Annotated in this window: 3 protein-coding genes and 1 pseudogene; 1 reads left to right on the top strand and 3 read right to left on the bottom strand. The window is 65.5% G+C overall.

Annotated elements, in window-relative coordinates:
- The first annotated feature begins 47 nt into the window (after positions 1-47).
- On the top strand, positions 48-1,004 hold the full coding sequence (locus AOT87_RS12195; protein WP_057968628.1) for an alpha/beta fold hydrolase: 957 nt from the start codon (positions 48-50) through the stop codon (positions 1,002-1,004).
- On the opposite strand, the gene AOT87_RS12200 is transcribed toward AOT87_RS12195, so the two are convergent.
- From AOT87_RS12200 to AOT87_RS29350, 3 genes and pseudogenes are all read right to left on the bottom strand, one after another.
- A complete protein-coding gene (locus AOT87_RS12200; RefSeq protein ID WP_057968629.1) occupies positions 1,001-13,054 on the bottom strand; it encodes a non-ribosomal peptide synthetase in 12,054 nt (4,017 codons plus the stop codon). The genes AOT87_RS12195 and AOT87_RS12200 overlap by 4 nt on opposite strands.
- 89 nt (positions 13,055-13,143) lie before the next feature.
- Complete coding sequence (locus AOT87_RS12205; protein ID WP_057968630.1) at positions 13,144-13,353, bottom strand: MbtH family protein; 210 nt, start codon at positions 13,351-13,353, stop codon at positions 13,144-13,146.
- Positions 13,354-13,431: 78 nt separating this feature from the next.
- Positions 13,432-13,590, bottom strand: a pseudogene (locus AOT87_RS29350) (methionyl-tRNA formyltransferase); the annotation flags it as partial.

Consider the following 13,590-nt stretch of genomic DNA (forward strand, 5'->3'; position numbering starts at 1 on the left):
GGTCGCGCCTCGTGCGTCCCGGGGTGGCGCCAATAGACTCCTTCGACGTGACCGAACGAGAGAAGACGGATTCCGCACCCACCAAGGACGCGGGGGCCGCCCTCGACGTGGAGGGCTCCGGTGTCCAACCCCCGGTGTCCGACCGGATACGCAGGGCTTTCTGGTGGCTGGAGCGCTTCGCACCGGCCATCGGATCCCGCTGGGCGGTCGAGCTGTGGTGCACCCCGCCGGTCATCGAGTCGAGTCTGCGCATGCCGCCCGGTGTGCCCCCCGGCGAACCGCTGGAGGCCCACTGGGACGGGCACCGTATTGCGGGTGAGTCATGGGGCGAGGGGCCGACGGTCTACCTGGTCCACGGCTGGGGCGGGCAGCGCACGCACCTCGGGATCTTCATCAAGCCTCTGCTGCAGGCCGGTTACCGCGTCATCGCCTTCGACCTGCCCAGCCATAGCGAGTCCGCTGGGGGCGCGCTCGCACCGGGGCGCACCACGCTTATCGAGTGTGCGCACGCGGTGGCGGCCGTCATCAAGGAGCATGGGCCCGCCCACGCGGTGGTCGCCCACTCCCTGGGGGCCAACGCGACCACCTTCGCGGCCTCCTATGGCGCACCAGTGGGACGCTTGGTGTACCTGGCACCGATGGGCGATTTCCCCCTTTACTTGGACCTCTTCGCCGCACGCCACGGCTTCGGCAAGCGGATACGCGCCGGACTGCAGCGCCAGCTCGAGCGCCGTATCGAGATGACGCTGCCCGAAACCGAGTTGGTTCGCGTCGCGGCGGCCGCTGGGCATCCTCCGCTGCTGCTGATCCACGACCCCGACGACCCAGACACGCCGTACGCATCGAGCGAGCGGCTGGCGCAGTCATGGCCCGGTGCACGTTTCATGGCGACCAAGGGACTCGGGCGCCTGGCACACTTCCGGATCCTGCGGCACCGCCCCGCGATCAACGCCGGTCTCGAATTCATCGGCCCCGCGACTGAACAGCAGCCAGCCGACGCCTAGAGCATCCCGAGCAGCTCCATATCGGTGACGTACTTGACGATGTTCGGCGCCCCGACCTGAGGAATGTCTCTCTCGGAGCCAATCTTGGCTTCCTGCACCGCGGCACGGAACCGATCGGCTGGGGCGAATGAACCTGTAGTCGGCACGATGGGACTGACCCGCTCGGGATCCTGCACCAGCGTCAGATACATCTGCAGCACCGAGTTTCGCCGGTGCTTCTCGGGCAGTGCGTGCAAGCCTGTCCCGAACCGCTGCAACCAGTCCTGGAAATCGTCGACACGCTCGATGGGGTACCCGGCCTCGATCAACCAGTCGACATACTCGTCGAGACCGATGCCGTCATCATGCGGGTTCATCACGTGATAGGTCTGGAATCCGTCAACCACCTGAACACCCAAGGTGGTGATGGCCTCGGCAACGAACTCCACGGGTAGCCCGTCGAAGTGTGCACGCCTCCGATTACCTTCAGCGTCAAGGCGATAGAACGACTTGGGCGCCAGGCCGGTGGTCACGATGCTCAGGATCATCTTGCTGAACACATCCGACGAGTTCAGCTGACCCGCATAGGTGGTGTCGGCCAGGATCATGTCGCAGCGGAAGACCCCGATCGGCAGTCCACACAGATCATGGGCTTCTCGAAGCAGCACCTCGCCGGCCCACTTACTGCTGCCGTAGCCATTGGCGTACGTGTCCTTGATGACACGCGTGGCACAGATGTCACGGATATCGGCGTCCTCGGTGAAGGCCACCTTTTTGACCGGATCACCCACATTGGCCGTCGACACGAAGGTGAACATCTTCAGCTTCGTGGTGAGGGCCAACCGGATCAGCTCTGCGGTACCGGCCACGTTGGGCCCGAACAACTCGCCATAGGACAGGGCGCCACTGACGACGGCCGCCGAATCGACGATCACGTCAACGGTATCGGCCAGTCGCTGCCAGGTCTGCTCGGTCAAACCGAGGTCTACTTCACCCTTATCACCGGCGATGACCTCCAAATGGTCTTCGGCCAGTTCATGGAAGTGCCGCAACAGTTCCGGGTCGCCGCTGTCGAAGATCTGTTCCAGGCGGCGGCGGGCCTCCTCATCCGACGAGGCCCGCACCAAGCAGATCAGCTTGCCGTCGAGCAATTCCAGCTTTTCGAGCCATTGCAGCACCAGGTAGCGACCGAGGAAGCCCGTCGCCCCGGTCAGCAGGACGGTGCGCGCCTCCCCACTGGGATTCGGCAATATCTTTGCGTTGCTGAGGGTTTCCGCGTCGATGAACTTGTCCAGCGTCAGATCCGCGGCACGCACCTCGGCGACCTCGGAGCCGTGTACCGCCACATAGCGCGGGTCACTGGCATGCTTGTCCAGTTGTCCGCTCAGGCTGCTCACCGTGGGGGTGTCGAAGAGCGCGCGCACCGTCAGGTGGGTGTTCATCGACTTGTTGATGGCGGCGATCAGGCGCATGGCCGACAGCGAGTCTCCGCCCAGATCGAAGAACGACTCGTCGACGCCCACCCGTTCCAGACCGAGCACGTCGGCATACAGGCCGGCCAGGGCTTCCTCGACCGGATTGGACGGGGCCCGGTACTGGGTTTCCTGATACTGCGGCTCCGGCAACGCACGGGTGTCGAGCTTTCCGTTGACCGTCAACGGCAAAGCGTCGATGACCACAATCGCCGCGGGGACCATGTAGGCCGGTATCCGTTCGGCCAGTGCGGCTCGTGCCTGGGCCGGCTCGACGGTCCCGGTGACGTATCCGACGAGTCGCTTATCGCCCGGGCGGTCCTCACGCACGATCACCACTGCCTGCTCGATGCCCTCGAGATCGGCTAGCGCGGTCTGGATCTCGCCGAGCTCGATGCGATAACCGCGGATCTTCACCTGATCATCGGCACGCCCCATGTAGTGCAGTTGCCCGTCGGTACCCCACCGCACCAAATCCCCGGTGCGATACATACGCAGTCCTTCTTGGCCCGCGAATGGGCATGCCACAAAACGCGATGCGGTTAGCCCGGACCGGTGCAGATACCCGGCCCCCAGCCCGTGGCCCGCGATATACAGCTCCCCGACCACCCCTATCGGAACCCGTCGCATCGAGGTGTCCAGCACGAACAGCGCCGCGCCGGCGACCGGCACACCGATCGCCGGTGTGCCGGAGCCAGCGGCCAGGGGCGGACTCACTGTCACGCACAGTGTGGACTCGGTGGGGCCGTAGGCATTGACCATCAACCGTCCGGGCGCCCACCGGTCCACCATCTCCGCAGAGCATGCTTCGGCAGCCACCACCAGGGCCATGCCCTCCAGCGCCTCCGGAGACAGTGCTGCCGCCGCGGACGGCGTTTGGTGCAAGACCGTGACGCGCTCCGTAACCAGGAATTCCTGGAAGTCTTCCGGGACCAACGATTCGGGTACCACCACGAGGCTGCCACCGTGCAGCAGCGGACCCCAGATCTCTTCCACCGAGGCATCAAAGGCATACGAGTACCACTGAGACCACACCTGCCCCGGCCCCGACGGCACACCAAGGTGCTCATACCCCAGCACTTGTGTCACGTTGTGGTGAGTTGTCGCCACGCCCTTGGGAATACCGGTGGTACCCGAGGTGTACACGATGTGCGCGATGTCATCGGGGGCAGGCCCCGCCAGGGCGGTGCCGGGCTGGGTGTTCACTGCGGAGTCACTGACATCGATGAGCGGCAGCGTGTACCCGGCCAGACGTGAGCGCAGTGCCGCACTGGTTATCGCAGCGATCGGACGCGCATCGTTGATCATGAATTCGATGCGCGAATCGGGAACTGCCGGAGCGATCGGCAGATACGCCGCCCCGCTCTTGAGTACCGACAGAATCGCGACGATCGCCTCACCACGGCGTTCGGAGAGCAACGCCACGCACTGACCCGGTCCCGCACCGTGCTCAACGAGCAGGTGCGCCAAACGATTCGATTCATCATCGAGCTCGCGGTAGGTCCACGACCGCTGTCCACATCTCATCGCGATCGCCGCTGGATTGCGAACCACCTGCGCTGCGAACAGTTCCGGTATCGACGTCGGTGTTACCGGAGCAGAGAGCACCGCGCGGTTGCCCAGCTCATCAAGCCGGGCACCTTCGGCGGCATCAAGCACATCCACCGCCGACAACCGCTGCGAAGCATCTGCCGCGACAGCCTCAAGCACCCGCCGCAGCCGTGCCATCAGCGACTGCACACTCTCCACATCGAAGACGTCGGTGCGGAACTCGACCGCACCACCGATCCCGGCGGGTGCGCCGGTGTCGGTGAAACGCTCACCCAGAGAGAACGTCAGGTCCATCCGAGCGGTGTTGGTGTGCACCGGTATCTGCGTGATCCGCAGATCGCCCAGCGCCAATGCCGCGGCATCCTGCCCGGGAAGGTTCTGCCAGGTCAACCCGACCTGAACAAGTGGATGACTACTGCGAGACCGGATGGGGTTGAGCCGCTCCACCAGCACCTCGAAGGGCACGTCCTGGTGTTCGAGCGCACCCAGACTGCGAGCGCGGACCTGTGTCAGCAGATCCGCGAACGTGGGGTCACCGCCGGCATCGACCCGCAGCACCAACGTGTTGACGAAGAAACCGACCAGCTCGTCGAGCGCCGGCTCATCACGCCCGGCGACCGCGAACCCCACCGCCACATCGGAGGTGGCGCCGATCTTGGACAGCAGCACCGCCAGCGCCGCCTGGATCACCATGAAGCTGGTCGCTCCATGCGCACGTGCCAATGCACGCACTCCCTGCTGCAGCTCTTCCGGCCAGTCCAGATCCACACTGGCGCCGCGGTAATCGGCCACCGCCGGGTAGGGCCGGTCGGTGGGCAGCGACAGATGTTCAGGCATCCCGGCCAGCGCATCCTGCCAATAGGCGACCTGGGTGGCGATGGCGCTCCCGCTGTCTTCGAGATCGCCCAGCTGATCCCGTTGCCACAGCGTGTAATCGGCATACTGCACCGGCAGCGGCGCCCAGTCGGGTGCATGTCCCCCGCACCGGCTGGCATAGGCCACGGTCAGATCGCGCATGAGCGGGGCCACCGACCAGCCGTCGGCGGCGATGTGATGCACCGTGGCCACCAGCACGTGCTCGTCGTCGGACACCGCGAAAAGCTGTGCATACAGCGGTATCTCGGCCGCGAGATCGAACGTGTGACGCGCCACGGAGCCGATCGCGTCATCCAGCTGCGCGGGCAGCCATGCGCTGGCGTCGACGACATCCCAGCCGAATTCCACGCTCTCGGGTGGCAGCACCTGCTGGTACGGCACGCCGTCCTCATCGCGGAACACGGTGCGCAGCGATTCGTGGCGGCTCACCACGTCGGACAATGCCGCACCCAATGCGTCCAGGTCCAGCTGCCCGCTCAGCCGCAGCGCGACCGCCATGTTGTACACCGGTGAAGCACCGTGCAATTGGTCAAGGAACCACAACCGCCGCTGCGAGAACGACAGCGGAACGACCGCGGGACGCGGTACCGACACCAACGGCGCGCGGCCGCCCGATTCGGTGCGCAGGCCCGGAGCCAGCTGGGCGATCGTGGGGGTGTCGAAAAGAGCACGCACGGTCAGGTGCGTGTTCATCGACTTGTTGATGGCCGCGATCAAACGCATCGCCGAAAGCGAGTCCCCGCCCAGATCGAAGAACGAATCGTCGACGCCCACGCGTACCAGACCGAGTACCTGCGTATAGATATCGGCCAGGATCTCCTCGACCGCGTTGGACGGGGCCCGGTATTGGGTTTCCTGATACTGCGGCTCCGGGAGGGCGCGGGTGTCGAGTTTCCCATTGACCGTCAACGGCAAGGCGTCTACCGCCACGATCGCGGCCGGCACCATGTACGGCGGCAGGCGCTCACCCAGCACCACACGCGCGCCGGCGGTATCGACCAGTCCGGCTACCGACTCGGTGACGTAACCGACCAAACGCTTATCGCCCGGCCGATCCTCGCGCACGATCACCACCGCCTGGTCGACACCTACGACGTCGGCAAGGGCCGCCTGGATCTCGCCGAGTTCGATGCGATAGCCGCGGATCTTGACCTGCGCATCAGCGCGGCCCAGGTACTGCAGGTTTCCATCGGCACGCCACCGCACCAAATCGCCAGTGCGGTACATACGCTGGCCCGGGCCGCCGAAGGGGCACGCCACAAACCGCGAGGCGGTCAACGACGAGCGGCTCACATAACCGAGTCCAAGGCCGAGCCCCGACACATACAACTCGCCCACCACACCGACCGGCACCGGCCGCAGCCAGGCATCGAGCACAAACAGTGCGGCTCCGGGCACCGGGCCACCGATCGTCGGCGTCCCAGAACCCGCGGCCAATGGCTTGCTGACCGTCACGCACATCGTGGTCTCGGTAGGCCCGTAGGCGTTCGTCATCACTCGCCCTGGTGCCCAACGATCCACCAGCTCGGCCGAACATGCCTCGGCGGCCACCACCAGTGCCACCGAATCGAGTGCCTCCACGGACAGCGCCGACACCGCCGACGGGGTCTGGTGCAGCACGGTGACATGTTCGTCAATCAGCAAGGCCTGGAACTCATCCGGACCGATCGACTCCGGTATGACTAGTAGCCGCGAACCGTGGAACAGCGCACCCCAGATCTCTTCCACCGAGGCATCAAAGGCGTACGAGTACCACTGAGACCACACCTGCCCCGGCCCCGACGGCAAACCGACGTGCAACGACTCCAACAACTGCGTGACGTTGTGGTGAGTTGTCGCCACTCCCTTGGGAATACCCGTAGTGCCCGAGGTGTAGATGACATGCGCGACGTCGTCAGAGGCGGGCGACGGCAGCGATGCATCGGACTGTTCGCCGATCACCGGGTCATCGACGTCGACGACCACGACATTCTGCGCCGCGAACCGGCTCGCCAATTCGGCAGTGGTAACCACGGCCACCGGCCCCGCATCGCCGATCACAAAATCGATCCGGGCGTCGGGCACCGCCGGGTCAATCGGCACGTATGCCGCCCCGGTCTTGAGCACCGCCAAGATCGCAATGATGCCCTGCGCCGAGCGCGGGAACATCACCGCAACGCACCGGCCTGGGCCAGCACCTAAGCCAATCAGATAGTGCGCCAGACGATTCGAATCCCGATCAACCTCACCGTACGTCCACGACCGGCCTCTGCAGGTCAGCGCGGCCGCATCGGAGGTCCGCGCCACCTGTCCCGCGAACAACGCCGGAATCGACGTCCCCGTCGCCGGGCGGAGCAGCACTGCCCGGTTGCCCATCGCGTCCAGACGTACACGCTCGTCGGCTCCCAGCACATCCACCGCGGACAATCTCTGCGATGGATCGGCGGCCATTGCCGCCAAGACGAGTTCGAGTCGGCGAACCAAGACCTCGGCGCTCGCGGCATCGAACACTTCGGTGTCATGTTCGATGGTCAGCGCCAGTTCCCGACCGGGTGTCACCTGTAGTGCCAGCGGGTAGTGGGTGGCTTCCCGGCTGGAGAACCCCGTGATGGCCAATTCGCCTGTCCCCATGATCGTCTCGAATGCCGCCGGGTCGATCGGGTAGTTCTCGTAGACGAACAAGGTGTCGAAGAGCTGGTCCTGCCCGGTGACGCGGTGAATCTCGGGAAGCGCGACGTGTTGGTGGTCCAGGGTGCGATTGGACAGGCTCTGCAGCTGCTCCAGCAGCCCGGCGGTGGTGGTGGTCGCGGTAATGCGTGCGCGCACCGGGACCGTGTTGATCAACAGGCCCACCATCGATTCCGCGCCTGCCACCTCGGCAGGACGGCCGGAGACGGCGGCCCCGAATGCCACGTCGTGCTGACCGGTCAACCAGACCAGCAGCTGCGCCCAGCCTGCCTGCAGGACGGTGTTGACGGTGGTGTGATGTGTGCGTGCAAGGTCGGTCAGTGCGCGCGTGGCCGGCTCGGACAGTCGCAGTGATTGAGTCTCGCGGCGCCCCGATCCCAGCTTGTGCGACGGACCCACCGGCGCGGGTGTCTCGAACCCGGCCAGCGCGTCCTGCCACGCGGCGAGCGCGGCGTCATGATCCTGTTCGGTCAGCCATGTCACGAACCTGCGGAACGGGACGGCCGGCGGCAGCGCGTGCCCGCCCAGAGTCGCGAAGACCTCTTGCAACAGGACGGGCAACGACCAACCGTCGAGCACACTGTGGTGGCTGGTGAGCACAAAGCGGTGTTGGTCGTGTCCGATCCGGATCAACGCCACCCGGAACAGGGGCGGGCTGGTCAGATCGCAGACCGCTGCGCGTTCGGCCGCACACACCTGATCGATCTGGTCGTCGATATCGATCCCGCCGAGTTCTATGTACTGCCAAGGGGTTTCGGGATCGGCGGGGATGCTCTGCACCGGCGGATCGAACTGTGGGTGGAAGCGGGCCGCGAGGTTGGGATGTCGGGCGATGACCGTATCCACCGCGTCGCGCAGCCCCTGCGCATCGAGCGCACCCGCAAGAGTGAGGTCCAGTTGCACCGCATACACATCATCGCTGTTGGCATGGGCGGTGGCATGGAAGAGCAGCCCCTGCTGCAGCGGCGTCAGCGGCAGCACATCGGCAACTCGGTGCTGGCGCTCCAGTTCGTCGATCTGATGTTGAGTGAGGGATGCGGGCAGGATATCTGTCGGCGTCAATCCCCCTCCGCCGCAACGCACATGTGCGCAGATACCTGTCAGCGCCTCGATCCAGAGCTGGCTCAATCGGCCGATCTGCGCATCGTCCATCGAGGACGCCCAGGTCCAGTTGGCCTGCAGACGAGGCTCGGTGCCGGTGCCCGTTTCCCAAACACCCGCGTTCAGGGTCACGGTATGAGCCAATGCCAGCGGCACAGCAGCGGTCACCGCGGCCGCAGCGACGGCGTCGGGGCTCGGCAGCCACAGCTCGCCACCCTGATCGCCGGCACCGCCCAGCCGCCCCAGGTAGTTGAACCCGATAACCGGTTCTGCCCCAGCGAGATCCACCTCGGGGTTCAGGTATCGCAGCAGACCGTAGGTGATGCCGTCGGGCAGCGCACGCAGCTGCTCCTTGGCTGCCTTGATCACCGCACCCAACGCGGCATCGCCGGCGCTCACCTGCGCCCAGTCCAGCCTGCCAAGGCTCAGGGCCACCGGGTATTTACTGGTGAACCACCCGACAGTGCGCGACAGATCGACCCGTGCGGTCACACTGGGATCCAGGTCCTCCTGGCGCCCATGGCCTTCCACGTCGATACCGACCGGCGCACCGGTGTTACCCGTCAGCTGCGCGACTGCCAGCCCGAACGCGATCAACAAGATGTCGCCCACCCCGGCGTGGAACGCCGCAGGGGCCTCACCCAGCAAGATGCGGGTGGTGTCGGCGTCCACAGACACCGACATCGTGTGGGCGGTCGCGTAGGTATCAACCTCCGGCTGCACGGCAGGCAGCAGCGCAGGGGTCGTCTGCACCCTCGTCCACGCCTCGGCATGCCCAGCCACCTCGGTGGTGCGCGCGTGCCGATCGATCAGCGCCGCCCACCGGGCGAAGGACGTGCCAGTCGACGGTAGAGCCACCGGTTGCCCGGCGTGATGCTGAGCCCAACCGATGTTGATGTCTTCCAGCAGGATTCGCCAAGACACTCCGTCCACGGCGAGGTGGTGCACAACCAATGCCAGCTGCGCTGTGGAGCGCACCCACAGTGCGCTCAGCATCGTCCCGGTGGCCGGATTCAGTCGGTCTCGGGCCTGCAACAATGCCTCGTCGGACAAGGCGTCCACGCAGCGCAGGCAGTCGCGCGCGTCCACCGCCCCCGCCTCGGGGACTGTCAATGACCACTCATCCACACCGGTGTCCTCGGCACGCAGCCGCAACATCGCGTGGTGGTCCAGTAGCGCTTGCAGCACCACCGTCACATCGGCTTCGGTCACCGCGGCCGGGACCGACACGACCATTGTCTGATTGAAGTGGCCGGTTTCACCCTGCATGCCCTGCAGCCATCGCATGACCGGCGTCGCGAGCACCTCGCCCACCCCGTCATCGGCCGCATCCTCGTCGCCGGTGACCAGGGTGGCCACGCGGGCCAGCCGTGCCACGGTCTGCTCGACGAAGACATCGCGCGGTCGGCACAGCACCCCGGCAGCTCGTGCACGCGACACCACCTGCATCGACATGATGCTGTCTCCGCCAAGGTCGAAGAACGAATCGTCCACGCCGACCCGCGGGAGCCCGAGGACCTGTGCGTAGATGGCAGCGAGCGTCTGCTCCACCTCGTCTGATGGTGCTCGGTACGCGCCGGCCGTGAGCTCAGGCGCTGGGAGTGCCCGGATGTCGAGCTTGCCGTTGGGGGTGAGCGGAAGCGCATCCAGGACGATGATCGCGGACGGAATCATGTAGGCAGGCAACCGATCACCGAGCGCCGCGCGGGCCTGGGCGGGATCGATGGCGCCGGTGACGTAGCCCACCAGGCGCCGATCGCCGGGACGGTCCTGGCGAACGGTGACCACGGCCTGCTCCACGCCGTCTACATCGGCGAGTACTGCTTGTACTTCGCCGAGTTCGATGCGGTTACCGCGGATCTTGACCTGCTCGTCCGCCCGGCCCATGTACTGCAGCGCGCCATCGGCGTTCCAGCGCACCAGGTCCCCCGTGCGATACATCCGCTGCCCGGTCGGACCGTACGGGTTGGCCACGAACCGTTCCGCCGTCAACACCGCGCGGCCCACATAGCCGGATGCGAGTGCCGGACCGGCTAGATACAGCTCGCCCACCACGCCGATGGGCGCCGCGTTCAGCCCCGCGTCCAGCACCAGGGTTTGCATGCCCAGAATCGGGGCACCGATACCCACCGGCTGCCCGGCTGTCGTCGGTGCGGAGGTTGCCCAGATGGTCGCCTCGCTGGGGCCGTACGCGTTGATCAACCGCCGATCAGGTGCCCACGCGTCCACCAGCTCACGCGGGCAGTCCTCACCCGCGGTGACCACCGTACGTACCGCCGACAACCGCGTCCGGTCCAGCGATGACAACACCGTCGGGGTCAACACCGCGGCGGTGACGTGCTGAGTCTGTAAAAACTCAGTCAAGGCGTCTGCGGCGTAGACGTCATGCGGTGCCACCACCAGCGCTGCACCCGCACTCACTGCCCACACCATCTCGAAGACCGAGGCGTCGAATGTCGGCGAGGCCACCATCAGCACCCGCGCATCGCCGCCCAGTTTCAGCAGATCACGTTGTGCTGCAGCAACTCCCGGCAACCCCGCGTGACCAACGGCCACACCCTTGGGGGTACCGGTGGAGCCCGATGTGAAAATTACGTATGCGGTGTTCTCGGCCCGCAGCGCCGCTGACCGATCGGCATCGGTGATGGGTTCGGACGACTGCCCGGCCACGTCGCAGCCATCGATACGCAGCACGGGGCGCGCGCCAGCCCAGGAAACCTCTTCGGTGCCACGGGTCACAACGCACACCGCTGCCACCGAATCCAGCACCGTGGCGATCCGCTCGACCGGATGAGCGCCGTCCACCGGCACGTATACGCCGCCGGCCTTGGCCACGGCCCACCACGCCGCCACCAGCTCGGCGCAGCGATCCATCGCCACGCCCACCGCACGTTCCGGGCCGACCCCATTCTCGATCAACACCCGCGCCCACCGCGTCGACCATTCATCGAGTTCCCGGTAGGTCAGCTCCCGCGCGCCGTCGACCACGGCCACTGCATCCGGTCTGCTGGCTGCTGCCGCGGCCAGCAATTGCGGCGCCACCCCAACCTGCGCCTGCGCTCCCGCACCGGACCACTGTGACAGCACCAGATCGTGCTCCCGCTGGTCCAGCAGCGGCAGCTCACCCACCACCACCGTGGGATCGGCACCCAGCAGACGCCCCAGCAGTGATTCCAAACGGGTTATGTGCCTGTCGATCTCGGCGGTCGTGTACCTGTCGGGGTTCCACGCGAACTGGATGCGTGAGGTGCCACCACCCGGTCGCGGATAGATGTTGATCGCGATGTCCTGGACCGGGAAGGTGGTCAGCACATTGACCACCGCCTCCGACGGCCCGAAGAAGAACACATCCGCGAAATCGAAGACGTTGATGACCTGACCGAACTCGATGTTGGTGTCGCGGCGACCCGCATCGGCCAACAGCTCCGGCCAGCGCCGGAACTGTTGGTGCCGCAACGCGCCCACGACGGCTTTGGCGACCTGGTCGTCGAGCGCTCCGATGGTGTCCGCGGCATCGACGGTGACGGACAACGGCACCAGGTTGGACACCATGCCACCGCATCTTTTCAGCGCCGCCGTCGTGCGCCCCGATACCGGCAGCGACAGCGAAACATTCTGGCGTCCGGTTGTTTTCGCGATGAAGGTGGCCAGCGTTGCGATGACTCTGGCTACCTCGATCTGGCCAAGTCCGTTCTGCGACAACAGCTCGTCGCAAACCAAATCGCGCACCTGGGGGTGGCGCGGCGTGACCACACGTTCCATGCCCGCAAGGTCGGCCGTCGCCACGGGCTCGGCCAAGACCTTCTTCCAGTACTCGAAATCCGCATCGCTGCGCGCGGACTGCTGATACTTCTGGTCGGCGTCGCGAATCACGGAGAACTCCGAGAAATCGACATCGGTCTGCGGTGCGACCGATCCCGAGTACACATCTGCGATATGCCTCAGCAGATTGTTGGTGGCGTACCCATCCAGGAGAACGTGATGGGTACGCATGTAGAAGTACGACAGATCGTCGGCAATCCGCAATAAGGTGAAGTGCGTGAGCCGTTCACTGAGTAAGTCGATGGGCCGGCGGTATTCCTCGTCCATCCAACGACGAGCGGCAGCGGCAGCATCGGGCTCGGCTCGCAGATCGATGCAATGCATGGTCTGCGGGAACGAACGGTCCACCACAAAGACCGGTTCACCGTCCTCAAGGGCCAGCCGCGCACAGGGAGTGCCGAATCGCGCGGCCATCGATTCGCAGGCGACCATGAGCCTTTCGGCGTCTACGTCATGGTTGATCGTGACAAATCCGGCGAAGTTGTAGGGAACCTCGGGCCGCAGTTGTTGGGCAACCCATATCGACCGTTGCGCGGCTGTCAGGGGTCCGAGAACTTCTGTCTGCGTTCCGTAATTGAGCATGAGGACGACGAACTCCCTACTTGGGCCTGCAAACTGGCGTCTGAAATGTCAGCGTTGAGATGACTTGTCGCGCTGAGCGAACACGTCCTCTACGCGAGTCGTTGGCGCAGGTCCTTCGGCCGGATATCGGGCCAGTGTTCGTCGATGTATTCAAGACATGCCGCGCGGCCCGCGTCGCCGTAGACCACGCGCCAGCCCGCCGGCGCATCGGCGAAGGACGGACACAGACTGTGCTGCTCCTGGTCGTTGACCAGAACGAGAAAACTGCCATTGTCATCGTCAAAGGGGTTGGTTTGCATCGATTTTCCTCATCATCACGATCTGAGCGCGACGGCGCTGCGAGCCTGCCGAGCAGCACCGGTTCTGCCGCCTGTGGATCAGGTGTGGCTGTTGAGATATCCCCCGCGCCGGAAGTACTCGTGGCCGCTGTGCTCGTGGCCGTCGGCGTCTCGGATGCGGGTGATCACCAGCCCGCGGTTACCCACGCGGTAGGCATCAGCGCCACACACCACGACCCCGCCTTCTTCTTGCACGAT

Source organism: Mycobacteroides sp. H003, from assembly GCF_001440135.1.
Classification (GTDB): Bacteria; Actinomycetota; Actinomycetes; order Mycobacteriales; family Mycobacteriaceae; genus Mycobacterium; species Mycobacterium gwanakae.